This is a genomic window from Rhodococcus koreensis (genome assembly GCF_900105905.1).
Lineage (GTDB): Bacteria > Actinomycetota > Actinomycetes > Mycobacteriales > Mycobacteriaceae > Rhodococcus_F > Rhodococcus_F koreensis.
This window is the reverse complement of record NZ_FNSV01000005.1, coordinates 1-24,596: the sequence shown is the minus strand read 5'-3', so window position 1 is coordinate 24,596 and position 24,596 is coordinate 1. Positions and strand designations below refer to the sequence as shown.

The 24,596-nt window shown below is 65.0% G+C and carries 27 protein-coding genes and 2 pseudogenes; 14 read left to right on the top strand and 15 right to left on the bottom strand.

The window, feature by feature from the left end; genetic code table 11:
* Positions 1–179 precede the first annotated feature (179 nt).
* Positions 180–722: an MTB12 C-terminal domain-containing protein gene (locus tag BLV94_RS04330; protein WP_244163496.1), complete on the bottom strand. Its 543-nt coding sequence runs from the start codon at positions 720–722 to the stop codon at positions 180–182.
* 750 nt (positions 723–1,472) lie between these two features.
* Here BLV94_RS04330 and BLV94_RS04325 point away from each other — a divergent pair.
* The 4 genes from BLV94_RS04325 to BLV94_RS04310 all read left to right on the top strand — a co-directional run bounded on the left by BLV94_RS04325 (position 1,473) and on the right by BLV94_RS04310 (position 4,880).
* On the top strand, positions 1,473–2,726 hold the full coding sequence (locus BLV94_RS04325; protein WP_244163495.1) for an Lsr2 family DNA-binding protein: 1,254 nt from the start codon (positions 1,473–1,475) through the stop codon (positions 2,724–2,726).
* Between the two features lie 291 nt (positions 2,727–3,017).
* Positions 3,018–3,755, top strand: coding sequence for a hypothetical protein (locus BLV94_RS04320; RefSeq protein WP_072948232.1), 738 nt, complete (start codon positions 3,018–3,020; stop codon positions 3,753–3,755).
* On the top strand, positions 3,724–4,374 hold the full coding sequence (locus BLV94_RS04315) for a hypothetical protein (RefSeq protein ID WP_244163494.1): 651 nt from the start codon (positions 3,724–3,726) through the stop codon (positions 4,372–4,374). Before BLV94_RS04320 ends, BLV94_RS04315 begins: the two co-directional genes overlap by 32 nt.
* 335 nt (positions 4,375–4,709) lie before the next feature.
* On the top strand, positions 4,710–4,880 hold the full coding sequence (locus BLV94_RS04310; RefSeq protein ID WP_244163493.1) for a hypothetical protein: 171 nt from the start codon (positions 4,710–4,712) through the stop codon (positions 4,878–4,880).
* A gap of 202 nt (positions 4,881–5,082) precedes the next feature.
* Here the strand turns inward: BLV94_RS04310 and BLV94_RS50435 are convergent, their stop codons facing one another.
* The 3 genes from BLV94_RS50435 to BLV94_RS49890 form a co-directional block, all read right to left on the bottom strand.
* The gene (locus tag BLV94_RS50435; RefSeq protein WP_244163492.1) at positions 5,083–6,168 is read right to left on the bottom strand and encodes a PDDEXK family nuclease; all 1,086 of its coding nucleotides are present in this window, start codon (positions 6,166–6,168) and stop codon (positions 5,083–5,085) included.
* Between the two features lie 572 nt (positions 6,169–6,740).
* Positions 6,741–7,703, bottom strand: a complete 963-nt coding sequence (locus BLV94_RS04300; protein ID WP_244163491.1) for a hypothetical protein — start codon at positions 7,701–7,703, stop codon at positions 6,741–6,743.
* Positions 7,704–8,140: 437 nt separating this feature from the next.
* A complete protein-coding gene (locus BLV94_RS49890) occupies positions 8,141–8,704 on the bottom strand; it encodes a hypothetical protein (protein WP_143051334.1) in 564 nt (187 codons plus the stop codon).
* A gap of 4 nt (positions 8,705–8,708) precedes the next feature.
* Here BLV94_RS49890 and BLV94_RS52005 point away from each other — a divergent pair, with 4 nt between their 5' ends.
* Entirely contained in the window at positions 8,709–8,912 is a 204-nt protein-coding gene (locus tag BLV94_RS52005) for a YegP family protein (protein ID WP_425272488.1), read from the top strand.
* A gap of 217 nt (positions 8,913–9,129) precedes the next feature.
* Here BLV94_RS52005 and BLV94_RS04285 read toward each other — a convergent pair whose 3' ends face one another.
* Entirely contained in the window at positions 9,130–9,627 is a 498-nt protein-coding gene (locus BLV94_RS04285) for an N-formylglutamate amidohydrolase (protein ID WP_072948240.1), read from the bottom strand.
* Positions 9,628–9,844: 217 nt separating this feature from the next.
* On the opposite strand from BLV94_RS04285, the gene BLV94_RS49300 reads away from it, so the two are divergent.
* The 4 genes from BLV94_RS49300 to BLV94_RS04270 all read left to right on the top strand — a co-directional run bounded on the left by BLV94_RS49300 (position 9,845) and on the right by BLV94_RS04270 (position 12,189).
* On the top strand, positions 9,845–10,015 hold the full coding sequence (locus tag BLV94_RS49300; RefSeq protein WP_167372119.1) for a hypothetical protein: 171 nt from the start codon (positions 9,845–9,847) through the stop codon (positions 10,013–10,015).
* Positions 10,016–10,140: 125 nt separating this feature from the next.
* Positions 10,141–10,608, top strand: coding sequence for a hypothetical protein (locus BLV94_RS04280; RefSeq protein WP_072948241.1), 468 nt, complete (start codon positions 10,141–10,143; stop codon positions 10,606–10,608).
* Between the two features lie 3 nt (positions 10,609–10,611).
* Positions 10,612–11,616, top strand: coding sequence for a zeta toxin family protein (locus BLV94_RS04275; protein ID WP_072948243.1), 1,005 nt, complete (start codon positions 10,612–10,614; stop codon positions 11,614–11,616).
* 117 nt (positions 11,617–11,733) lie between these two features.
* Positions 11,734–12,189, top strand: a complete 456-nt coding sequence (locus BLV94_RS04270) for a DUF488 domain-containing protein (protein ID WP_072948244.1) — start codon at positions 11,734–11,736, stop codon at positions 12,187–12,189.
* Here the strand turns inward: BLV94_RS04270 and BLV94_RS04265 are convergent.
* Positions 12,186–12,980 (bottom strand): hypothetical protein, encoded by a 795-nt coding sequence (locus BLV94_RS04265; RefSeq protein ID WP_072948246.1) that lies wholly within the window; start codon positions 12,978–12,980, stop codon positions 12,186–12,188. The genes BLV94_RS04270 and BLV94_RS04265 overlap by 4 nt on opposite strands.
* Positions 12,981–13,436: 456 nt before the next feature.
* Here BLV94_RS04265 and BLV94_RS04260 point away from each other — a divergent pair, with 456 nt between their 5' ends.
* Both BLV94_RS04260 and BLV94_RS52000 read left to right on the top strand, forming a co-directional pair.
* Complete coding sequence (locus tag BLV94_RS04260) at positions 13,437–14,393, top strand: hypothetical protein (RefSeq protein WP_072948249.1); 957 nt, start codon at positions 13,437–13,439, stop codon at positions 14,391–14,393.
* A 273-nt stretch (positions 14,394–14,666) separates the two neighbouring features.
* Positions 14,667–14,765: pseudogene (locus tag BLV94_RS52000) on the top strand (DUF2510 domain-containing protein); the annotation flags it as partial.
* Between the two features lie 29 nt (positions 14,766–14,794).
* On the opposite strand, the gene BLV94_RS50430 reads toward BLV94_RS52000, so the two are convergent.
* Together BLV94_RS50430 and BLV94_RS50425 are read right to left on the bottom strand one after the other, a co-directional pair.
* Positions 14,795–15,073 carry a hypothetical protein gene (locus tag BLV94_RS50430; protein WP_176583105.1) on the bottom strand — a complete coding sequence of 93 codons (279 nt, stop codon included), beginning with the start codon at positions 15,071–15,073 and terminating at the stop codon, positions 14,795–14,797.
* 9 nt (positions 15,074–15,082) lie between these two features.
* Positions 15,083–15,286 (bottom strand): hypothetical protein, encoded by a 204-nt coding sequence (locus tag BLV94_RS50425; RefSeq protein ID WP_176583106.1) that lies wholly within the window; start codon positions 15,284–15,286, stop codon positions 15,083–15,085.
* Positions 15,287–15,547: 261 nt separating this feature from the next.
* Here BLV94_RS50425 and BLV94_RS51460 point away from each other — a divergent pair.
* The 3 genes and pseudogenes from BLV94_RS51460 to BLV94_RS04245 all read left to right on the top strand — a co-directional run.
* A pseudogene (locus BLV94_RS51460) lies at positions 15,548–15,643 on the top strand (DUF2510 domain-containing protein); the annotation flags it as partial.
* 141 nt (positions 15,644–15,784) lie between these two features.
* Entirely contained in the window at positions 15,785–16,792 is a 1,008-nt protein-coding gene (locus BLV94_RS04250; protein ID WP_244163877.1) for a hypothetical protein, read from the top strand.
* Positions 16,783–18,615 carry a sacsin N-terminal ATP-binding-like domain-containing protein gene (locus tag BLV94_RS04245; RefSeq protein ID WP_072948253.1) on the top strand — a complete coding sequence of 611 codons (1,833 nt, stop codon included), beginning with the start codon at positions 16,783–16,785 and terminating at the stop codon, positions 18,613–18,615. The genes BLV94_RS04250 and BLV94_RS04245 overlap by 10 nt, the downstream gene beginning before the upstream one ends.
* A 633-nt stretch (positions 18,616–19,248) precedes the next feature.
* Here BLV94_RS04245 and BLV94_RS04240 read toward each other — a convergent pair.
* From BLV94_RS04240 to BLV94_RS48400, 7 genes are all read right to left on the bottom strand, one after another.
* On the bottom strand, positions 19,249–19,806 hold the full coding sequence (locus BLV94_RS04240; protein WP_072948254.1) for a hypothetical protein: 558 nt from the start codon (positions 19,804–19,806) through the stop codon (positions 19,249–19,251).
* A 168-nt stretch (positions 19,807–19,974) separates the two neighbouring features.
* A complete protein-coding gene (locus BLV94_RS04235; protein WP_072948256.1) occupies positions 19,975–21,414 on the bottom strand; it encodes a ThiF family adenylyltransferase in 1,440 nt (479 codons plus the stop codon).
* Positions 21,396–21,797, bottom strand: coding sequence for a hypothetical protein (locus tag BLV94_RS04230; RefSeq protein WP_083395460.1), 402 nt, complete (start codon positions 21,795–21,797; stop codon positions 21,396–21,398). The genes BLV94_RS04235 and BLV94_RS04230 overlap by 19 nt, the downstream gene beginning before the upstream one ends.
* A complete protein-coding gene (locus tag BLV94_RS04225) occupies positions 21,794–22,438 on the bottom strand; it encodes a multiubiquitin domain-containing protein (protein ID WP_072948258.1) in 645 nt (214 codons plus the stop codon). Before BLV94_RS04225 ends, BLV94_RS04230 begins: the two co-directional genes overlap by 4 nt.
* A gap of 91 nt (positions 22,439–22,529) precedes the next feature.
* Positions 22,530–22,793, bottom strand: a complete 264-nt coding sequence (locus BLV94_RS04220) for a hypothetical protein (RefSeq protein ID WP_072948260.1) — start codon at positions 22,791–22,793, stop codon at positions 22,530–22,532.
* Between the two features lie 334 nt (positions 22,794–23,127).
* Entirely contained in the window at positions 23,128–24,117 is a 990-nt protein-coding gene (locus BLV94_RS47715) for an ImmA/IrrE family metallo-endopeptidase (protein ID WP_167372118.1), read from the bottom strand.
* A 44-nt stretch (positions 24,118–24,161) separates the two neighbouring features.
* Positions 24,162–24,596, bottom strand: a 435-nt coding sequence (locus BLV94_RS48400) for a hypothetical protein (RefSeq protein WP_208613688.1), incomplete at its 5' end; no start/stop codon positions are given.

Genomic DNA, 24,596 nt, shown 5'->3' with positions numbered 1-24,596 from the left:
CGTTGACCGGTAGGCCGGAAAACTCGCGGAGGTGTTCACGCGGAGTGCTCCTGGATGTATTCCTCGACTGCCTCGGGCATGAGTTCGCTGGGCTTGCGGTGCTGACGCTGCGCGAGTTCGTCGAGTTTGTTGCTCAGCGGCAGTGGAAGTCGAACTTGCCGCGCGTGCCGGGCGAAGCCTCAGCCACAGACGTGTGGTGCGGCGAGAAACAATCCACCACAGACGAAGGCGCGCGATAGCCTCCACTCGTTGTTGAAACGCACGAAGGGAATTGGTCCCACCGGGTAAGGGTCCATGCCTTCGATGTGGCCCTGCCCAATCGCGTTGACCATCTCTGGGCCGACGAGTTCCATGGCGGTGAACTGGAGGTATTGGGGTGAGGGTGGGGCACCCCAGGCCCGCGCGATCGGCAGGGTCTGGTCGCTGGGACCCTCCAGAAGTCGCGCCCGGTCCTCCTCGCGTATGGAGTAGTTGGTGGTGGCGTTGTACAGGGCGGTCAGTTGCTCGGCGGTGGGCACAAGATCGGTGATCGGCGCCGGCGACGGTGCGAACTGTGTGGATTGGACGAAGACGGCCGGTTCGCGCGATTCTGTGTCCTCGGGCGAGCAGGCGCAGCTCGCGGTTGCGATCGCGACAAGAGCGCTGGCACCTATTGCAGCTTTCCTCACCCGCATGATCTGGGTATCGCCCCAAGCCGACGCAACGTGACAAGCCGGTGCCACACCAACTCCCTGGTTGCATCTCCATCATCGATCGGATGCCGGTCATCGATCGGCGTCCGGTTCACCGACGCACCCCCGGACATGTCGCGGGCATGAAGGCGGTGAGCTCGAAAAAGGCTATGCCCGGGAGGGCACCAAAGACCCCTGTGGTTGCTCGCTGCCAAGGCGCACACCTATTACGGCGACCTGAAACAGGCCAGCTGAGTCAGACTGCTGCGGTGTCTATTTGCGACCTTGAGCGGGTCCCGTCCTCTGGTGAACGTCTCGCGGGTCATCTGACGCGGACCCGCTCGGCTTGCTTGTCCGGGAGGCGAGCTGCGATTCGCTGATTGGTCACTGATCTTGATTATTCTTTGCTCGCAATGGGGTGGGGCTGTCTGGATCGGGGTTCACTCGAGGAAACCCGCAGATGCGCATTCCTACGTGATAGACATACGATCGAGAATCGCTGATCCAGATCGGAGCGACTCGGCCTGATGGATACCGCCTGCCCTGTAGCGAAGATCCCAACGTTGCTCTATCGTGCTGCGGCAGCCAAAGTTATTGACTGCCAAACTGAGTCGCACTCTATCTGCCTGACGCCTAGGTGCGTCGCGAGTGGGGACTCCAGGAAGATCGTGTCGGCATGCCCAGATCGGCAATGGGTTGGGAACAATGAAATCTCAGCTCGGAAGAATTTCCTGATTACCGGGAGTACCCGCCTGCCGTTACTGTGTGCGTTCGACATTAACCCAGCGAAGAAGGAGACACATGGCGATATCACCGAGGAGTTCTGACAGTTCGACGAAGAAGACAACCAAAGAAATTCGCGAGTGGGCGATCGGGCAGGGCCGCGAGGTGTCCTTGCGCGGCCGGATCTCGGCCGAGATCGAGCAGGCCTTCTATGACGCTCAGCCGAAGACGGTTCAGGAAAAAGCGACGCCGGTAAAGAAGACGGCCGCGACAAAGACGGCTGTGAAGAAGCCGGTCGCGGCGACGACTTCGGGAAAGCGGGCGAAGGCTCCGGGGAAGGCGGCGACGGCGAGCACGGCTGCGGCGACGAAGACAGCCGCGAAGAAGACAGCTGAGAAGAAAAAGGCTACGACGAAAACGGCCACGGAGAAGACGGCTGTGAAGATGCCGGTCGCGGCGAAGGTGCTGGCGGCGGGGGAGGTGGTGAGTAAGGCTCCGGCGAAGAATTCGTCGAGGGAGATTCGTGAGTGGGCGATCGCCGCGGGTCATGTGGTGTCTTCGCGCGGCCGAATTCCGGCCGAAATTCAGCAGGCCTTCCATGACGCTCGGGCGAAGCAGGTTCAGCCAAAGGCGGCGCCGGTAAAGAAGGCAGCTGTCAGGAACACGGCCGCGGCGACGGCTCAGGCGAAGAATACTCAGGCTGTATCGGCTCCGGCGACGAAAACGGCCGCGAAGAAGACAGCCGTAAAGAAGGCGGTCGCCGCGAAGGTGCCGGCGACGAGGGAAGCGGTGAGTAAGGCTCCGGCGAAGAATTCGTCGAGAGAGATTCGTGAGTGGGCGATCGGCGCGGGTCATGAGGTGTCCTCGCGTGGCCGAATTCCGGTCGAGATTCAGCAGGCCTTCCATGACGCTCGGGCGGAGCAGGTCCAGGCAAAGGCGGCGCCGGTAAAGAAGGCAGCCGCGAAGAAGGCAGCCGCGAAGAAGACCGCCGCGAAGAAGACCGCCGCGAAGAAGACCGCCGCGACGGTTCCGGTGAAGCCGGCGACGGTGAGCACGGCTCCCACGACGAAGACGGCCGCGAAGAAGACAGCAGCGACCAAGACGCCAGAGAAGAAAAGAGGTGGGGAGAAGTCGGCCGGGAAGAAGCCGGTCGCGGCGAAAGTGCCGGCGGCGAGGGAAGTGGTGAGTAAGGCTCCGGCGGGTAAGCCGTCGTCGAGGGAGATTCGTGAGTGGGCGCTCGGGGCGGGTCATGAGGTGTCCTCGCGTGGCCGAATTCCGTCCGAGATCGAGCGTGCTTTCCGTGACGCTCAGGTGGAGAAGCCGGTCGCGTGAGTTTCCAACATCGCTCCGGTGCACACCGTGGACATCCTGTCGCGAAGGCCATGAGCCGGTGGGGGTCATGGCCTTCGGCGCCATGCGGTGGGCGATGGTCCGTGTCAGCGGTGCCGGGGTACGGGGCGGGGTAATCGCGCACGAGGATGGCGCCGGGTTCGCGGGGCGCGGACGAGGTGACCGTCGATCACACTGGCCCCCGTTTGGGCCGCTGGTCTCGGGCATCGACGGATCGACCGCTCGAAGGTACGATAGGTACGTAGTTGTGACGATCGTACCTGGGAGGGTTGGATGAGTGCCGAAGCGTTCTCCTCGGGACCTGTTCCTGCGATCGATCCGGTGGTGGTGGCGCGGATGTCCGAGTCGATCCGTGTCGAGGGGCTCGAGCGGGCGCTGGGTACGTATTTCGCGGAGTTCCGCCTCGCCCTGGTCCAGGCAAGCGAGAAGACGCCGGATCCCGGGCCCCGCCCAGGTCGGCGCGGTCACGGCCTGGCAGCACTGGGGGCAGAGGAGGCGGGCGGGGACGTGGTCACGGCGCTCACCCAGTTTTCCGCGGCCGCCCTGTCGCAGACGGAGCGGTTGCAGCTCGCGCAGTCGCTGATCGCGTCCGTCACCGACACCCATGACACTGGGCCGCGGGCCTCGGCCCGCCGGTCGGTCCTCGACGCCGTCGAGGTGATCGACTCCAAGGAGGTCGCGACGATCCTGGCGCCGACCAGTGAGCCGATCCGCAGCGTCGCACAGAAACGGCGGAAGGCGGGGGAGTTGATCGGGTTGCCGATCGGCACCCGCCCGGACTACCGGTACCCGCTGTTCCAGTTCGACCGGGCACGCCACCAGATTTATGACCAGGTGAAGTACGCGAACCGGCGGCTCGCGGTGGCTCAGGACCCGTATGGTGCGGCGTCGTGGTGGCTGACCGCCACCGAGATCCTCGACGGCCGCAGCCCCCTCGAGGACCTCGAGGCCGGCGAGCTGACCGAGATCGCGATCGACAATGTCCTCGACGTGGCACGCCGGGGCATGTGAGCGGGTGCGAACGTACAACGGCGCACCCGCGCACACCGACATCATTGGGGCCGGCACCGAGTTGTGGCGGATCCACCGCACCGACAGCGCCTTCCCGCCGAACAGCTTCAACTCCACCGCCATCGCCCCGCTCGAGAACGCGCTGGCGATCAACACCCGCACCACGCGGGTACCGCGGCAGGGCCGGTTCGACCCGGTCCACGACGACCGCGTTTGTCCCGGCGGCTCACTGCTGGGTGGCTACCTGTACGTCGGGTTGTCGGTGGGTGCGGTGGTCGCCGAGGGAATCCTGCGCGGCACCGACATCCCCAAGACCGGAATGCTCTCCGACACGGCCCTTGCCGAAGTGTCGCTCACCCGGATGATTGTGGGTGAGGACATCACGGTCGCGGTCCTCGACACCCAGGCCGGGTTGGCGGCGATCAACCAGGACGGCTCGCTCACTGGGTGCACGTGGCGGGACTACCGCGACTCCCGCATCACCTGCACGAACATCCTGATCGGCACCCCAACCGCGGCGGGGGTGCGGTATCGGTGCCGCCACGGCCAGGACGAACGCGCCGTGAATGCTGGTCGAACGGGGCACACCACCGGACATCAGCATCGACGCCACGGGTGATCTCGCCGACCGGGGATGGGCCCGGAATCGTGTCATCGACTCTCTCCGCGACGACTTCGGTCTCGTCGTAGATATTCGGTGACCGGCGTCCGCAACCCGAAGTCCTCGTCGCCGAGCCTGGTTTTCCTCAACGGCACAGCGGGACTGCGCAGTACAACTCGAAGGTCGGTGCAGCCGGCGGGAAGACGACCACGGCCCGTGATCGTCCGGGAGTCCCTTGTGCGACCTCGGCCCTGGATGGAACTGCCTCCTCGGACGGCGCATCGTCGGGGCCATTCGGCAGGGTCGATGAGTGGCGACCGTCCCCGGCGGGTACCCCGTAGATGGTGATTAAAATGACCTCCCACGACGCGATTCGGCGTTGGATCGCTGAACAGATGTGTCTCGACCTCGAGGTCGCCGATCCGGCCGTCCTGGCCTACCTCGACGAGGTGACGGCCGTGGCGGAAGCGGGATACGTGCGGTCCCTTCTCAAACTCGAGAGTTACCGTCCCCTGGTCGGTTGACCTTTGGGCAGGTCCCCGAGCGGATGATGTGTCGAGAAATCGAGCTCCTGGCGACGGATGATCCTGGCTTTCAGTGTGAGTGGTGCGGGGTGCAATCCGCCCCGTTCCCGCGCCATTGATCATCTGGTGGAGTTTGCCCCCGACCCGAACCATCCCGGGTGGGTGAGGGGCTGCGCCGGCGGAGAAGCGGCGCAGGTTTGGTTCAGACGATTGCGGTGTCGGGGTCCACGTCCCGGTGATCGGGCTCGGCGTCGGGCCGGTTGATGTGTTCGGCGCATCGCAGAGTGATAGACCAGAACTGGTCGAGGTCGGTAAGGTCGGCGATGGGGAAACCTTTCGCAGTGGATTGGTGGTCCTGACCGACGAGGTGGGCGAGTTCGGCGAACCCGTGGTGGTATTTGATCTTGTCGTACTGGTACCAGTTCCCGTAGGCCATCAGCTGCCCGGACTTGTTGATCCACAGTTGGATCGGCGCGTACCGCAGCCCGTAGGGGTGGAAGAAGACGCCACCGCCGGGTTTGTTGCCGTACCAGAGGTCGTCGTGGGTTCCGCGCCGGTCGTCGACCTGGTCGAGGAGCGCGAAGAGTTTCTCGGCGCTTGCGCGGTCGGTGTCGGAGCCGATGCTGTCGAGGAAGGTGTCCTTCGTCCACCGGGTGGTGGTGCCGGCCGCAGCGCGGGCCTTGGCTGCGGCGATCTCGCCGCCGTAGGTGGAGGGGATCAGGATCTCGAGGTCGCCGTGCCGGGCGTAGCTCAATTGTAGGGCGGTGACCGTGATGTCGTGGCGGGTGATCTGGTTGAGGTACTCGACGAGTCGCCGGAGGTCGGCGTCGATCTGGTCGACGGCGAGGCAGAGGTGGAGGCGGCCGGCGGCGATGTTGCGGCCCAGCTGCTCGTATCCGCCCTCACCCAGGGCGTGGAGGTCGTTGCCACCGCGCCGGGCCCACTGCTCGTGGAATGCGGTGTCGCCGTCGCGCCAGATCGCGGCCGCGTAGTCGAGGACCTGGCCGATCACCATGCGTCGGCGTTCGGAGTTCGAGGCGAGCTTGCATTCGACGATCGTCAGGGCGCCATCGGGACTGACGATGCACACGTCGGCGGGCCCGGCGGAGGTCGGCAATTCGCGGACCGCGATGGCGCCCTCGGGGACGCCGGGTACTCGGTCGGGGTCCTCGGCGATGATCCGCTGGAGATGGTCCTCGTTGACGTATGCGGTCATGTCCGGGGTGGTCCACGCGCTCGTGGATCCGACACGGCGCACCAGCACGCCCAGATCGGGATCGTGGGTCATCGGCTCTCCTCACTGTGGATCGTCCATTTTCGAGTATGCGCGGAGGGGTCCGGCCAGTACGACGGATCGCTGAACGCGGTGCCACTTCTCGCCACCGGACTGAAGGTCGGACAGTCGGCCTGTCGCGCGCATCGTAAGCGGTTGAGGTCAGCTAGAAACGAATCATGAACAGGCGTAAACCAACGATTCCCGAACGAGCGAAGCTCACGCGCGCTGCCGTCGAACACATTGAGCACTACACCACGAAGGAACCCGGCGCGAGCGCGTACGCGCTGGCCTTTCGGGGCCTGGGCAAGTTCGCGTGGTTGCATGCTCAAAGCCGTGACGGCATAGCGGCTTACGCCGCGACGTGTTAGACAGCGCGGCAGGAGCCTTATGCCGGCCAGAGCCAATTCGACCTCCATAATGCGGAGCTTGGTCGGCGAGCACCGTCACTGGCGTGCGTTCACGGGTGAGCGGCTCGTCGTTCCGGGCGCCTTGCGCTGCGCAGTGTCCCTCTCCGGTCGCAGGTCTCGCTGATCCGGCGCGTGACGACACGTCGTGCACCACAACAGTCCTGCTATAGCTACGGTTCAAAACGTCGGGTATGTGATCTCGGCCGTGATGAAGCAAATGTGGACGGGGTTGGCGACCCGGAAGGTGGCGGGGTCGTCGGTGTCCTGCGATCCGATGAAGAATGCCCAGGTCTTCGTAGGGTTGCCGGTGTGGTAGTCGCTTTTCGCTTCGGCTCGCGCGTCGCGTAGGTCGCGCCGAAGGGTTCGGATGCGGCTGTCGGTCCAGTCGGTGTGGTCGACGAGAATGCGGTAGGCGCGGGTGAGCCGATGATCGGCCGCGTCGCGTCGGCCGGCGTAGAGGGTGATGACGGTACGGTCCTCGGTTTCCTCGGTTTCGTTGGGTTGCTCGAAGATGCGCAACGGTGCGTAGAAGATGCGGCGGTTTCGCTCCCGGGTGAGAGGCTCGGTGGTGTCGCGTAGGCGTTTGAATGCGAACTGGTAGTGGGTGGTATCGATGTCGGGGATGTCGATGAGCATGTCTCGCCGGTGATCGGGGTGCGCGATAAAGGTCCGGCAGAGTGGGCGGATCGTGCGGGCGATTCCGCGGGTGTGATGGTCGACTGTGCCGGAGCCGTTTCCTCTGGTGCGGCGTGAGGTCGGTCCGCTGCGGATATGGTCGGCTGTGTCGTCGCTGGTGGGATCGGTGACGGTCCGCTCGGTGAGGGGCACGAGCCGGCTGGGGTACGAGTGTCGGCCGGTGAGCGGGTTCTCGGGATCGCCGCCGTTGCCAGTGGCTTCGACGACGACGTCGGCGTAGGGGCATTCGGGTTCGTGCACCGCGTCGGGGTGAGAGCGGAAGTGCGGTGTTCGGCGTTGCAGTGGTGGGCGACCGATGACTGCGACGACTCGGGCGTCGCAACCGTCGGTCTCGCAGACGAAATGGGTGCGGACCGATTCGACCCAGTCGCGGTCGAGGTTGACCAGGTCTTCGGCCATGATGAGGCCGAACTCAGGGCTGACGGTGATGCGTGCAGTGTCCATCAGGTGGCAGTGTATTGGGCTGGTCAGACACACCAGAGGTAATAGCCTTTCGATCTGGTCGCGCGGATGTCATGTGGAGGTCGTGTCCGATAGTGCAGTGGCGCATAGCCACCGGCAGCCCCGGCCAGGACCGTCGGGCGCCGCGCCCGCCTGCCCTGGCAAGGGAGCATCACAACCCTGTGAACTGATTCGAAACCCGCACGCGGACATTCACACAGGATGTCGAAAGGTCAACCAGGCTCGGGGCGGCTGTAGTTACACCGATGGGTATCCGCGCGCCCCTTCGGGTGGGCGACAGTGACCCTCGGGTGCCTGTCCCGACGTTTGTCGGGGCCGCAGGATAGGGCCTGTCATCCCATCCCGTACCCCCTGTCGGAGGCACTTTTATGGCTCGAAACACCGGCGCCCGCATCGCGATCGGCTCCCTCGCGGCGTTGTCAATTTCCCTGGCCGCGACGACTGCCATCGTCCTCGCGGACGACCTGCGCGGCATTGCGCTTCCCGGCCGGGAGCACGGCACCACTGTGCAGGTCGTTCCCGAAAGCGCCCCGCAGCCCGGCAGGGACATCGCGGACGCGCGGACGCAAATCCCCGGCGATGTTCCCGGAATCGTCGGGTCCGATGGTGGCGTGATTGTGGGAGGAGCCGTCGGGGGTGACCCGTCCGGTGATGCCGCCGCGAACCCCGGCCCAGCCGCCGCGATCCCGGGACCGATCGTCGGCCCGCCCCCTGCGAACCCCGGCCCGGCCCCTGTGAACCCGGGCCCGGTCGTCGGCCCGGCTCCCGCGGATCCCGGTTCGCCCCCGCCGCCGCCGGTCGCGGATCCGCCGCCGGTGGCCGATCCGCCGTTTGTGGAGCCACCCGTTGTCGATCCGCCGGTCGAAGAACCGCCGGTCGCCGACCCGCCGGTCGCCGACCCGCCGGTCGCCGACCCGCCGGTCGAAGAACCACCCGTTGTCGATCCGCCACCGGTCGCGGAGCCGCCGGTGGTCCGGGATCACCGTGATGAACCTGTCGTCCGGGATCACCGTGATGAACCTGTCGTCCGGGATCACCGTGATGAACCTGTCGTCCGGGACCATCGCAACTAACCGGAGGCGTCGATGTATCGCGGCCAGCCAGGGATACACCTCGAAGGCGGCGGCCCAGAACGGGATTGCGTCGATCAAGGACAATGCAGCCTCCGCTTCCAGCGAGGATTTGACCTGACCCGAGGGCGTGGCCGAGGGGCGATGTTTGGCCGGCGGGGGTGGGGAGGGGATGCGCTTCGGAGGTCGTCGTCGTGGTGAAAGGGTGGCCGCACGACAACCGTGATTGCAGTTCGTGATCCGAAACGTATTCGTTCGCAGGCTTTCCCGATGGCCCCTGGCCGACCTTGTGTGGCCGAGTTGTGTCGGCACCGCGGTATCTGGTTTCTGCCGTGGGATCAAGCCGTGGTGGGAATGGTGATCTCGGCTCTGCCGTCGAGGCCAGGTAGTAGGTAGTGCGGGCAGGTGACCAGCTGCCGCGGCACGGATATCGGCTGCCGGTCGGTGCCGAGGTAGAGCCGGTACGCGAGCTGCCCGCGCCGGTGGCCGCCGGTGTTCGGGTCGACGGCACCGAGGAAGTAGCCGTGCGCGGCGCCGGCGGTGGAGAAGATCGCCCGCGCCCACTCGGCAGGCTCGGCGGGCGGCAGATACCGTAGCCCACCCGTCGCCGCGTCGACGATGTACACGAGGACCGTCACAACGAAGCCGGCTACAGCGGGGAACCACTGCTCGGCGGCGACGTCGAACCGGGTGATGGATGTGTGAATCCGCAGCTCGATGTCCGTTCCGGTCCGGGCCGCCGCCGCGAGGATGTGGGGAGCTGCTGAGGTGTCGTCGGTGGCCAGGGACGGCAGCGCGGCGTCGGTGTTGAGGTTGCTGCCGGGGCGTGCGGACATGGAGCGAACAGTACGGGCCGCAGACATCCGGCCGGCCGGACGACCGGTGATCCGTCCGGTCGAGGACGGGTTCGCAGGATGGGGCATCTGACCTGCGGTGACAGCATGTCCCCAGAAGCAGAGTGCTCGCCGACGAAGGCCGTGCTGCCGGCGTTCTTCTCGACGCCACCGAGGCGGCACGATTCTGATCGCTACCGGCGCGGGGCAGGATGGGTTCGTGAGCGACCGCACCGCAGCCGACCTCGAACGTGAACTCGCCATGCTCGCCTCCGTACGCGACCGCCTCCGGGCGTCGGAGGGCGCAGACTTCCGGATCCCGACCACCGCGGTCGATCAGGTGCTCGATGAGCTCAACAGTCTCGAACCATCGCTGTGGGATCCGACCTGATTGCCTCCGTGCGGATTGGCGTGGGGCCGCCGCCCATGAGTCGTAGGGTGTCTGCTCGGCGGTGTGGCGGACTTTACGGCCTGGAACTGCGGGTATAAGATAGCTTATAGAGGGAGGTGTGGGTTATGTCCATCATGATGGACCGGGACCGGTTGTTCACCAGCATGGCCGAGAACCGGGCACGTGAGGTGGTCGCGCATATCGGATTCCTCCGCAACTTGCGGCAACTGTACGAGGGCGGGGTCACCCAGACCCGGCTGGCGCAGGTCAACGGCGTCAGCCAGCCCGCGATCAGCCAGATGCTCCAGCGGGCCCGCATCGAGGCCCCGGACGTCCGTCCCGGCACCCACGGCGGCACAGCCTACGAGATCGCCGCCCGGTGCGCGGCAGGCGAGATCGATCCGGCAACGATGCGCGCCGAGCTGATCGGCTGGGAGTACGACACGCCGACGGCGCCGACCGCCTACCCGGACGTCGACGACGTCCGCCCCCACGCCGAGGGCGGCTTCAACCACCAGGTCGGCCGCGCGCTCACCCACGGTTTCCTCACCGATGAGGACTACGACCTGATCCTCGACGCACTGGCCGACTGACCTGTGCCAACCGACGAATTCGAGGATCGCCGTGCCTTCCTCGCCTCGCTGTCCAGTCCGGGCGGCCCGCTGACGATCGACGCCCCCCACGCCACGATCAACGACCGCCGGTACTTCCGCCGAATCAAGGGTGAACCGATCCCCACCCGGGCACGGTTGCGGCTGCACGAGCGGATCCTCGTGGACTGGCGCAGCTCATGTACTCAGGTCCGCCGGGACCGGGTGTCCATCCTGATGGCCGGACCGCCCGGCGCCGGCAAATCCACCGCCCAAGCCCATCTGGTGGGGAAGAACCTGCAGTCGTGGCGGCATCTGGATGCGGACGAGTTCAAACTCCGCCTCGTCGCGGCGGCAGTAGAGGACGGCTCGCTGCAGCAAATGCTGCCCGAGGAGCTTCGGGCGGCGCCGGGGCAGCCGAGCCGGTTCTATCCGAACGAGCTGTGCGCGCTGGTGCACATGGAGTCGAATCTTCTGCTCGAAACGGCCGTGGCACAGTCGTTGTCGGTGGGGGAGAACGTGATCATCGACGGCACCATGGCCTGGAAGCCGTGGGCAACGGAGCTGGTGACCCGCCTCGAGCGGGAGCGCTACACGATCCACGTCGCCGACGTCGAAGCCTCTCGGGAGCTTGCTACCGCCCGGATCGTGCACCGGTGGCAGCAGGGCCTGACCGCCGCACTGACTGCATCCGGCGACGACCCGGCGTCCCGGATGGGTGGGCGGTGGCTCCCGCTCTCGGCCGTCGACCGTCTGTTCACCGATACGCGGTTGCCCGACGGCAAACCGCTGCACGGCAAATCGGTTAGTGAGGTCAATGCCCGTGAGGTCAGCGAGGAATCGGCGGCCGTCACCCGCTACGACCTGTACAGGACGTTTGCGGTGGACCGGGGTCCGGAGCACGTCGAACGCCGGGAACGCACCGCGGGTGGACAGCTGGAACGAACGTGGGCCGCAACGGACACCGAGGCAACGGACCGCGCACCGGAGCCCGAGATCGACCATCGGTGACAGACCACAGGGCGCGCGGGGCCACCGGTCGCTCAGCTCCATCACGCAGACCCCAGGACGCGATGTGAGTGAGGAGGCCTGCGTCGAACTCACCGTTTCGTGCGGCATGATGATCACATGGCCCGATCAACATCTCTCACCTCCGCCTTGGTCAGTGTCGGTTACGAAGGACGCAGCGCGAAGGAGTTGGTCGATCGGCTGAAGCTGGAGAACGTGCAGGTCTTGGTCGACGTGCGGCTGACCCCGTTGTCACGGAAGCCGGGACTATCGAAGACAAAACTCGCAGCAGCTCTTCGCGCGGTCGGCATCGAGTATGTCCATTACAAGGCGTTGGGTAACCCGAAGGACAATCGGGACGGATTCCGGCACGGTGCGCCGGAGAGCCGCGACCGGTTCCGGGAGGTGCTCGGTACCGCGGAAGCGACGGATGCGCTCCAACATGTGGTGGAGCTCCTCGATGGGGGAGTAGTGGCATTGCTGTGCTTCGAGCGAGACCATTCGACGTGTCACCGCAACCTCGTCGTCGACGCGCTGCGTGAAACGTGCCCGGACATCGCGGTCGTACACGTCTAGAAGAGCGTCGGCTCCTCTGGTCGTGCGTACCACGTACCGAGAACGGAAAAGGTTGTCCGCCTTTGGTGCTGATTCCCGATGTAGAAATGCGTGTCCCGCTCGGCGGCGCAGAGCTCATCTTCCCATTTGGACAGGACTCGTTTCGCGGCTTCCTTTTCTCCAACGTCCCGGATCCACCGCCTCCCTGCTTGTCCGAGTTCCCAGTCGATGACCTTCTGTTTATGTCCAGGGCAGCCGATTTCGGCGCATCGGTAGTGATACCGGACTCCGAGTGGGGCCGGTTCCAGGGGTGTGAGTTCGTCCCCCATCAGGGTCGGTTGGCTGGCGCGATCGACCTTCGCCTGCTGCTTGGGATTCCAGTCTTCGCCTTGGAGCAGTTCCACCCGGGTGACGATCGGCTTTACAAGCCCCAGCGACGGGGCCGCCTGGTCCATGGTGCTCATCCGGTTGGTGGCGATGAGTGCACACGTCGTGGTCTCACCGATCAGATCGCCCACCAGCACGCGTCGGCTTGCCCATGTATCACCGTCCGATTGGACGACGCCGAGCGACTCTATCGAGTCGGCATCCGGCCGATACGACTCGACGCGAGGGTCCTTTGAGCCATGCGCGACGATGTCGACGGAGATTCTCTCGTATTTCTTGAACTGATATCCGCCGTCGCTGTAGCGGAACCGGACGGGATAGAGACGGATCCATGACGGTGACGGGGTATCAGTACGCACTCCGGCGACGCAGACGGTTTCCCCGTATTTGTCAGACGGCGACGGATACGTCTTGACGGTGACCATCACCTCCGCACGTTCTCGTCCAAGCCGTGCCACGATGCGCGTCCTCCAACCGTTCTTCGCTGATAAATGAGTTCCGATCCGGCCTCCGAAAGCCAGGTCCCCCGACTCCAGATCAGTTAATAGATACAAAAGCAGCCTGTCCCTCCGATGGGCGGGAGGCTGGCCGTGTTTTCCCGAGGATCGCGGGATGCCGCCCACGCGGGCAGCCAACAACGCCCAGTGCTGCGTCTCCAGATCGAGTCGCCGCGTGCGTCTTTTTCGTCCCATCCACACACCCCGGAGTGTTGGACCAGCCGGGCGCCGGATCTTTGATGACCTGTGACACCCGCGATGTTCAGGGTCTCGGGTTGCCCTGCGGTTTCGCGTCGTCATGGTGCGTGTCGGTGGGGCGGATACAGTCGACATCTGCGATCCTTCGCTCGATTGGGTTTACGGCTGCGGTGTGGAGGTCTGCTGATGATTCTGCGGGGTGCGTCCGTCAAGGATTCGGTGGCCGCTAACTGGCTGGGCAAGATCGCTCCTGTGTGCCGGCAGGGGGAAGTGGTCACCCTGATCGCGCGGGTCAGCAGCTTGAAACCGCTGTGCGATGGGCTGGTGGTAACCAACGTGCGGGTCATGGCGGCCTTGGTTCAGGATCTGTCCAAGCGGGGGCCGAAGGTGGCACTCGATCTCGGCGACGTCGCCCGGATCGTTGTGGCGGCCCGGGCGAGCGGAGAGTTCCTTGTTCTCACCGACCGTGCCGGGCAGGAGCATTCGTTCGGGCGCTTCGCTCACGACAGTGACATCGACCTCGTCCGCCGGCACCTGGGCGCGATGGCGCCGTGGGCGCACCTGGTTGTCGAGACCCCCGCGCAGACGCCCACCGGGCCGCCCACCGAGACAACGGTACGTAGCTTCTTGGGAACGGTCACCACGACGACGGGGTTCGGGAGCGGTCCGGAGGCGGCGTTCAATGGCCGTGAGTCCCCGACGCAACCGTCGCCTCCGCGGGTGTCTGCCGCGTCCGCGGAGGAGCCGGCCGTGCCGCCGGAGGGGTTCGTTGCGTACGGAAGCCAGCCACCGCCGGATCTGCGGCCGCGGTTCGATGGTTCGCGGCCGCCGAAGCCGGGCGACCCGGTGCCGGCGGACTGCGTCTGGGCGACCCGGAAGCACCCGGGCCCGATGCCTGGCCGTGCGACCTTCGGCAACTTCGCCAAACGGATGCGCGTCATGGGCGATCCGACTGCTCGGACCGAGGCCGAGATCGTCGCGGCGCTCGGGCGCCCACAGAGCCGTAGTGTCATCGGCGCCGACGGCAGCTACCTGTTGCAGTGGCAGCACACCTCGAACTGGTCCTACAACTCCCACTTCGCGCTCCAGTTCGACCAATACGGGGTCTGCGCAGGGATCACGCATCAGTGGCAGTCACTCTGACGGCAGGCGTACATCGACCGACGGTGACACAGCGCGTTGCGTCTTGGATGTTCTGATTCCGATTTGGCACCCGACCTGATGGTGCTCGGCATCCGCCGGCGTGCCGGAGTTGACCTCGGAGACGTGTCACTTCCCTGCGCGGGTCGTGTGGTGATGCACCTATATTGTCCGAGACTTACCCTCAATCGCCCTCGGTGGCAGTGTCATTCAGGCGAATGACATGGCAGGAACCGGTGCTGTAGGTGTCCGGTTCGTCTGCTATCAATTGCCCCTATGACAACTCCCGCGTCCTGGCAGCCTGATCCGGAGGATCCCCAGAACTCGCTGCGCTACTGGGACGGTGCGCAGTGGACCGGGCACACCCAGCCCCGCGTCCCGACGAGCGATCAGACCGCGGTGCTTCAGGCGCCGGCCAGCAGCGGGCCGAAGCGGAAGAAGTGGCCGTGGGTCGCCGGCGCGGCCGTGGTAGGTGTGATCGCGGTTGGCGCGTTCACCAACAACACTGAGCAGGCAAAACCGGCACCGGCGAGTGTCGTCGCAACCAGCACGACCGCGGCGACCAGTACGACCCGGGTGACAACGTCAGTCTCGGCCTCGGCCTCGGCCTCGGCGGCGGCGGCGACGTCGTCGTCGGTGGCTCGTGCCCCCGCCCCGTCGACGACGCCGGTAGCGGTGACCACGCCGCCGGCTTACATCCCGCCGCCCGTCACGACCCCGGCGTACGTGCCGCCACCGGTGGTGACCACGCCCGCGTATGTACCGCCGCCGCCCGCGTACACCCCGCCGGCGTCCTCGGGGCCGGCGACGGTGCATCCCGGGGCGTTCTGTTCCGGCGGGACCGGCGTCTCCAGCACCGGCAAGCCGATGGTGTGCGCGACAGCAAAGGACGGCAAGATGCGCTGGCAATCCGCCAACTAGCGCCAGGTAGTGCCGCGCGGCACCTGGGCATTCCATGATGTTCGACGGAGTTACTGGCAAGGGAACGGAGGAGGGTGAACGGTGTCGAGATTGCTCAGGACGCAGCGGTCGGAACGACGGACATGTGTCCGATCCGTGGGGTTTGATCAGGACGTGACCGCACGAGAGAGCCCTGCCGGCTGGCGGATGCCTCGTGATCCGCACCGCGCCTACGATCTTCTGCGCGGGTGTCAGAAATGACGACTCCCGGACCCGGCTGGTACTGGGATCACAGCGTTCCGGGGATGTTGCGTTGGTGGGATGGACGCGTCTGGACGTCACACACCCAGTGGGTCGCACCCCAGCACACTCCGCCAGCGGATGTACATCCCGTGGCCGTGCCTCCGGCTCAACCACTCCCGGACGCTGCGCACAGGACTGACAACAATGCACCATCGGCCGGTCGTACCGAGCAGCCCCTGAACGTGGCTCCATTGCCTGCAACGGATACCGCACCACCTGCGGACCGGATTCGTCCCACAGCTCCACAAGCGCCGACCTCAAACGGCGGGGCGACGCCACCGGTCAAGAAGAAGACCCGCGTTGCGAAAAAGGAAAACAAGACGCGCGCCACAACAGAGGTTGCGGTGTCGATCGACGAACTCGCTCTCTCTGTCCGGGGATGGGAAGTGCAGGATGTTCGCGCACGGGTATCGACAGAGGACTACGGGAAGGGAAACCACTTCCACAAGCTCGCTGTGTCCGGGGTGCTCCGTTTCAACTCGGACGATTGGACCGACTGCTTCGGCCACAGCCGCGACTATCCGCCACCGGTGGTGATCGCGATCAGATCACCCAAGCTGTCCGAGCACGAAGCGACCTTCCGCCCGGTGTTCGTGTCCACGAAAGAAGCGACTCGCCCGGTTCGGTTCTCCGAGAATGACTGGTTCGTCCACACCTACGAGGCGATCGACCACGACGACCTCACCCTCACCGTCACTGCCTACGACGGTTACGAGGGGAACGGACACATGCCCTACATTCCCGTGGGAATCGAGCCGATCCCCCTCGAAGTCGTCGACGACACAACGCGCCCAGGCACCCAATTGGCAGTGAACCAGATCCACGTTTTCACCCATGCCGATGACAACGCGACCTACGGAGGAATCCAGGCCTCTGGGCGCGTGACCGTGGGAACCATCGACGAGTTGGCGACACAGCATCGCGAGGGAAAATCGTGGATCACAGCCGAAACCCCCCTGGCCGAATTGACCCCGTTCGAGTGCCCGGTTCCGCAACTATCATTCGACTTCCTCGACGAAACAGGATTTCTCCTCGAGCAGGTACGCGTGCGCCTCGGTATTGAGGTGCCAGTGTCGGAAGACGGTCGAACTCCGGGGCGGGTGGCCTCGTGGCGGATCGATGAGGACTTCAACCCGGATGACTTCTCCGAGCCCGCGGCGAAGGTGATCATGCGGATCGAGGACAACGCATGGAGTTAATCGACGCCGTCCTCGGGCTGCAGGATGACCTCGTCGCTGAGTACCGGCAGGCTGCCGGCATGTTCGGCGAACTGGCCAGGATCGAGGCACTGCTCGCGGAAACATACAGAGACCGCGTGCAGTACGAGCTGCTGCAGAACTCCGATGATGCCGGGTCCCGCTCCGTCGAGATCGAGGTGTCGTCGTCGGGACGCGTGGTCTGGCGCAACGACGGCCGCGCGATGACCGGAGACGATGCATCTGCTCTGTGCCGCAGCGCGAGTTCGACGAAAACCCGCGGCGACACGATCGGATACCGAGGCATCGGATTCAAGTCCCTCGCCGCCGTCGCCTCCCGAATCACCGTCGCCACAGCCGGATGCGCCTTCACCTTCGATCGGCAGGCCGCCGCAGAGCTACTCACCACCGCGGGCCACCACGCCGGAATTCACGACGTTCCACTGGTCCGACTCCCTACCGCCGTCACGCGCACCCCCAATCCGTTCGGGGCCGGTGTCACATTCACCATCGATCCTCACAGCCCCAACCTTCCGGTACTCGGGCCGATCGACCCGATCGCGCTGCTCTTCCTCCGCACCATCGAGTCGGTGACCATCCACACCGACGGCCGCACACACCAGTACCGCGCCGTGCGCAACGAACAACAACTCGAACTGCACTGGGACGACCGAGTCGCGCACTTCGTCGTCCTCACCGGCACCAGCGCGACGGTGGCGCTACCCCTGAACGCGCAGGCGGTGTCGCTGTGCACCGCCCGTGGACGACTGGCCTGCTTCCTCCCACTCAACGACCGGATCGGAGCCCCACTCGTGGTCTCCGGCGATCTCCTGACAGACCCCTCCCGCACCCACGCAACGGTCGCGGACCCGAGCACCACCGCAGTCTTGCAGGACGCCGCCGCCATCCTGGCCAACGAGCTTCGCAATCCGGCATCAGCCTGGTTCGACCGGGCGTGGGAACTCATGACCATCATGGAAGATCCGCGATCGCTGCTCGCAACCGGCGGCATCTCCGCAGAGCAGAGCTTCCTGACCGCACTGCGTGAGGAACTGCGCCACGCGTCCATCCCATTCGCGGTCGCACCCTTCGCAGTTCCGGACGAAGACCTGACCATCATCTTTCCGGCCGGAGCTCCGCGCGCACTGTACGACCAGACCAACATCGGCACCGCCCGCGCACTGCGTGTCGCGTTCGGGCTACCGAACCTCGACGTTGGACCCGTCCTCGGACAGGTGGTGACTTCACTGTCCCCGGCCACCCAGTCCGCTGCTGCCCAGTACGTCACCGAGCACCTTCGAGCCCTTGGACGGTCCGCAACTCCGGTCGAACAGATGGTGCTCGACACCATCCAGAATGCGGCCCCAGCCGAACTCGGGCACTGCGCCGCCGAGAGGGCCGAACCGGCGCCACCTCGGCAGGTCGCGCTGCGCGAAGGGTTTGCAGATGTCATGCAGCGGTGGCGCACCGCCGAGGTCGCGGTGATGGACTGGCTCAACGCCCGCGGCTGGGACCTGAAGGATGTCAGTAAACAGAACCTCGGCTACGACCTGGTTGGCGTTGACAACACCGGAATCGCCGTCATGCTCGAGGTGAAGAAGGTCGACCGACCCGACGCCAGGTTCTCGATGACCAACAACGAGATGGGCGCGATCGAGGCCGAGCCCGGCCAATACCTGCTCGCGATCGTCATCGGTGACGGCCGCTACGCACGGCTGATGCTCCTCGACCCGAAAGACCGCGCACTTCCAAGGGAACGGGTCTGTCGCGCCTGGGAATGGCAATTCACCGCCTGGGCGGAGTACGGCCAGTTCGTGGACGAATAATTGCCAGGCAGGCTGGCCTCACGGTAACGCGAGAGATTCGAGGCGCCGGGGAATCGACCAGAAGCGCTGTACGATCTGAGAGCCATGGACGAGTGCACCCGCGCCACAGTGCCATTCATTCGAGCACCGCGACTGGTTGTCTTGGTGCCGACAGGCGCGAGGGGTACGGGTGTAGAGCACCCCGCCCGAACCGGCGCTGCCGTGTTGGAATCTGGACCGTCGAGCGGAACGTGCGATCAGGGATCCCCCCACATTGCGCTGAGTGAGCCACATGGATGTCATCGTCCGGATCCGCGATGTCCGAATGTACGCGATCACTGGTCGCGCTGCCCACGACCAGCGGGAACGGGCACAGCGCAACGAGTTACTGCTCTAGCCCATTCACTGGTTGGCCTCGCGCCAGTAGCCAAAGCGATGGCTCGCGGAGCGTCCACGATAATCGGAACGGAATGGTGCTGAGCCATCGGAACGTGCCGGTGTCGTGTAGCTCTACTAGCCGTGGAATTCGCTTCCCATCACCGGTTTCGCACTGCGGCAGCGGCTCCGGACTGGGAGCCGCTGGCGTTGGAATTGATGCTGTTCACCCTACTGGTCGGGGGATAAATCGGTCGGCCAAGTCGGAACTCGGCGGAGCTAGGCTAGGTAGACCAGGATCTGACTGGACGCGAAGAGTCCCCAAGCAATCAGAATTAGGGCAAGTAGCCACCGTCCCCACCCAGTCATCTTAGTGCGCAAATAAGTTCCAACGGACATCGCGGCCGCAATCGTGATGCTCACGATCATGATAGTAAAACCGGGGGCCTTATCCACGTCGACCACTAAAAGCAACCCCAGCGGAACGAACTGGAGGATTGCAGCACCCACCTCGAACCACGGTGATCGCTGCCGGATCCACTCGACGGCAGCAGCGGAGCGTCCACGACTTGTGGCGCGCGTGAGTCGATCGATCTTGTCGACCTCGGCGCGGATCGCAGCATCAAGTTTCCGCACTTCGGTCGCCATATCCTCTGCTGCCTCCTCGATGAGGAGCGCGCGGATCTCGGCTAGCTCCCGCAGGTTCTCGTGCGGTGTCTTGCGTGCCGTGCGAACTGCGACCGTGCCGGCAATAACCGCTGCGAGAATGACCCCTGTAGGTACGGCGATCGATTGCCACCAGGGGGTGACGGCATCGGCGGTTTGGGCGATAGTCACGTGCGCATCATGTCAAACGTCGCCGCCGGCGATCGGGCATGGGGCGCTGAGTACCCGACCAGGATTGTGTCCGCTCGGTGCACGGCAGCGCTAATTGCTGGCCGCGGACCGTGACGGTGCGGCCCGTCTGGCCCTCCGCACTGTCGCGATCTAAGCTCGGGCGTCATCCTAGGGGCGTGCGAGCAGGCTCGCACCATCGCCGATCGCGAGACGAGATGGCCCGCAGTGGCGGCAGTCCGGTGATTTGGCTGGTTCGTGTTCGACTACCTCGTCGGTAAGTGGGTGGTGGGAGACCCAGTGGTCAGCGCTTATGGTCGGGTCTGCGAGGCCGCCGATGGTCATGAGCCAGTCGTCTACGGCGCGCGATGCTGCGACGGCGTTGAGTGTGATCACGCTCGGTGCGTGAACGTTCTCGTCGTCGACGTAACGTTGCCGGCGGCGCTGGATCGCGCTGGTCGCTTCCTCGGTGAGCCGCGACGCGGGGATCAAGCCGTTGCATTGCAGGCACCCGCTGCCCGGACTGCTCATTTTGGAGACGGAAAAGATGTCGGCAACCGCACTGTCGATGACAGTGACTTTGGAGCCGACCTGTGTGTTCGGAATGAGGTACTGGTGGGTGACGGAATTGACTAACCGGCGGGCGAGCGCGGAGTCAGCGGCGAGGAAGATGTGATCGCAGTCGGTCAGCAGTACGGCGACGTCGGCGTCGACTACTGAGCGCGGAACCGCGGTGATGCGCACCGTCTTGGAGGCCTGGCGTGCGACCCTCGCAGCGATCTTCACCTTGGGCGTTGCCAGGCGGGCACCGAGTCGTTGCATCCACCCTGGGCGGCCCTCGTCCTGGAGCAGTGACCAGGCGTCGGATCGGCGGGCACCGACGACGCGTGGCAGGTTCGTCGGGTCGATTCGATCGGGGTCGATGAACACGAGTTCTCCGACCCCGAGTCGGGCGAGGTACTCGGCGATGAGTGAGCCGATACCACCCAGGCCGACGACGGCGACCTTGGAGCCGGCCAGGATCGCCTGACCGCGATCACCGAAGATGCGGGCCTGACGGTCGTACGTCGGGTCCGCCGCTCGGGCAGGTACCGGTTCTGGGGTGAGGGTCAGCTGGGGCCGTCCTGCAACGCGCAGGTGTGTGATGGTGTGACGATTCCCGTCGCTGGTCCAGATATCGCCAGCGACAGCATTGCTCGCGAACACCAGAGCCCCAACGGGGACACCGTCGTTGATGTCCAGCAGGGCAGGGTATCCGCGTTCGTGGGAAGCCACGTCCGTTCGCGAAAAGCCGACGCGGTCCCGTCCGCCGTGATTGTGCACGGCGAGGTAAGCGAGGCCTTCCTCCGCGCACGTGTCAATGTTGTCGGCGACGAACCTAGCTGTCAGCTTTCGGTAGCCGCGGTTTCCCTCGATGTAGTCGATGCCATCGACCGCTGTCACTACATCGTGAACGAGGAGCCGTGTACCGCGGGAGCTTCGGGCGATTCCGCACCGCAAGATTGCGCCATGTTCGTCCCCGTCACCGGGGAACAGGTGCCCGTACAGGAGCGCCCACTGTTCCCCGGTGATCACGACCGACCATGTGCCGTTCACTGTTCGCTCAGCCATTTGAGTACCTTCAGGACCTTCGTCGTGGCCGTGTCAACTGCGGGATTGAGACGGTTACTGCGACGCGACAGCTGTGTCCCGGGTTCACCGCGCGGACCCCAGGTCACTGACTGGAAGCCTTCCCCGTGGCCGTCGCCGTCCTTGCGGCGCAGGTCGGGACGTACGAACAGCGGGTACACGTCGGCTTCCGGGTACGGGAAGGTGATCTGGAATGCGATCCAGGAGGTCTCCTGCTCGTAGACCGCCCCGAGCTGGATGGATTCGATGGTGACCCATGCTCCGCCTGCCCCGTCGCTTTCGAAAGTGACGGTGGCGTCCGCGAACGTCTGCTGGAGTTCCTCGATCGCTTCCGCGATGGCCTCGGTGGTCGTCGTGGTGGTCACGAGTTGTCGTCCCCATCGTTGGCGCGGAACTCGTCGTCGTTGCGGACACGAATGTGCTCGTCGTCGCCGACCGGCTTGAACTTCGGGCCGTTCTTGCGGGCGAGGAGGAAGTCGATCTGGATGGGTACGCCCTGATCGATCGCGGACTTCTTGATCGATGCGCCAGTCTGTCGGACGCCGTCGAGGACGACGGGACGGCGATTGACGGTGACGCGGATCTCCTTCTTGGGAAGGGGATTGGTGAAGAACCGGTCTCCGCTGATGATGGTGACGAGCTCGCCGGTGTCGATTGGATCGTCGAGGTCGTCCGGGATGTCCTTCCAGATCCCGTGGTCGTCGGGAATCGCGGGGGTGGGCAGGGCACGGAGTTGGGTCTCGGTGAGCACCGCCGTGCGAACTTCATAGGGAGCCTTGTCGATGTAGATGGTGCGGGGCCGGTCGGTGAAGAACCGCATGCCGGGCTCGATAGCCACCGTCTCTGTGGGTGCGATGGGATAGTCCTGCGCGTCGGCGACGTCGAGCCACAGGTTCTCGGGCGACGGGGCGATGAGCGTGCGCAGCTGGACGCCGTTGAGGCGCCGCTCCTTCACGTCGATCGGTTCACTGTCGATGTAGATTCGGGTGTTTTCTATAGGGGCCACGGTGGGCTCCTCTCTATCGCTTGTTGTCAGTTTCTGGTCTGCCCATTTGGACCGACCAGTATTGTTGCACTTGATTTCCCAGCTTCCGCACTCACGAGTCCGGAACTGGACCGGCGGGGTAGGCCGACAGCGCCGGCCTACCCACCCCGCCTGTCGTCAGCGGTTTCTCGGTGACGGTGTTCTTCGGGCTCCGCCGGGTGGCCTCTGCCGTGACATACCGTCCGCTGACGGCGCTGCGATGGTGTGTGCCGGTGTCGCGGTTGCTCGCCGACGACTCGTGAACCGAGGTCTTCGGGTGGCGGGCGGCGGATGCCTTGCTGAGGTACCGACCGGTGATCGCGCTGCGGTAGGGCATGATGCCTCCCTTGGTGATGGCCGATCCGGCGGATCGGCTTCACCAAGGTCTGACGTCACATCGCGAGAATTGTCCGGAGGGGACGGTTGAACCGGTCGGGCGCAGTCGCGACAGACGGCGCGATGGTGTGTGCCGGTGTCGCGGTTGGTCGCCGACGACTCGTGAACCGAGGTCTTCGGGTGGCGGGCGGCGGATGCCTTGCTGAGGTACCGACCGGTGATCGCGCTGCGGTAGGGCATGATGCCTCCCTTGGTGATGGCCGATCCGGCGGATCGGCTTCACCAAGGTCTGACGTCACATCGCGAGAATTGTCCGGAGGGGACGGTTGAACCGGTCAGGCGCAGTCGCGACAGACAGCGCTGCCCTCATCGAATCGAGAATGGTGCAGCTGGAGGAAACACGTCGGGCAAACCCGGTTCTTCGTAGTGCGGGCGACATCGCACCCGCAATGGCCGTTGCGGCATTGCGGTTCCTTGCAGAGCTGGCAGCGTTCGGTGATCGTGAAGAGATCGTCACACGTTTCGCAGGTCCACCAACGCCCGCCGCCACTTCGGGCTGTGCCGGGTCGGGGGAGCGCGAGGGGGGTCCAGGCTGCGTTGTCGGTCACAAGGATGGCGACCAGGTATTCGTCGTCGAACCACCTCGCTTGCCCGAAAACCGAGTCGCTGGTGCCGCCGTTCCGGTAAAGAACGTGGGTGTTGTCGCGGGTGGCACCGGCCCCGGGGTTCCGGAGTGCAGCGGCGATCAAGTCCGTCCGGGATTGATCGGATCCCTTCGCCGGCGGGATGAAACTCTTGGATGCGGCGAAAAGAACTGTGCCACTTCGGTCGAGGAGTACAACGGCACCAGAACCGTGAAGCTGCCTTGCAGCCCACACACAACACGCTTCTCGTGACGCTGAAGAGGACGACGTGAACAAGTCGACCACGTCCTGGGCGATCGGGCCCCGAGGGTTGATCTTGTGCAAGAGATCTACGTCCGGCAGGAGAACTTGGGCGGCGAAAGCGTCGCAGGCCTCCTCCTCGAAGCGGCCTGGGTCGCTGTGAAGGAAGACCGTGTTTCCCAGATCCAGTTCCGTTTGTTGAAGGTGATGACCGAGCTCGTGCAGGGCAGTGAACTTGCTGCGCCGATAGGACTTGGACTCGGTCACCACGAGCGTCGGGGGATTAGGCTGGTAGCTCCCGGCGACTGAGCATCCGTCAGCTCCCGGGGTCTCCTCGACGAGCATCACTGTGAGCTCATCCCATCGATCCAGTTCCGCGACCGAATCGGACCGTAGCCGCTCCAACGCACCGGGATGCATGCGCTCAACGACGTTCATCATCGCCCGAGCCTGCGTTTGAGCTTCGGAGATGTACATCCTCGGCATCAGGGATTCCCCTGCCTATTCTTAGAGGAGCGAAATTGCGCCAGACGGGCCGACCAGTCCGGCTTCTGAGAGCCTGTTTGTCGGGCTGCTAAGGCGAACATCTCGTAGCTCGCACGCAACCGCGCGGTCGATTCGTCGGTGTCGTCCTGCCGAGCTCGTTCTTGCCAGACGGTTCGCCATCGCGGATGGTCCACTTCGCTGACGAATTCGACAGGCAATGGTTGTACTGTCTCGGCAACCAGATCCCGATCGGCGCCAGTAACAGCGACTACCACATCCACCACCTCGGGGGTCATTGGTCTAGTGCCGCGCAGCAGGCTCATCACTTCAGGCTGCCCCAGGCCCAGAGGGCTCAATGCCGATAGCAGAGCTCCCAAGTGGGCGCCCTTCCCTAGGACGGCCGCCAAGGTCCGAACAGGTGCTTGCTCTTCCAC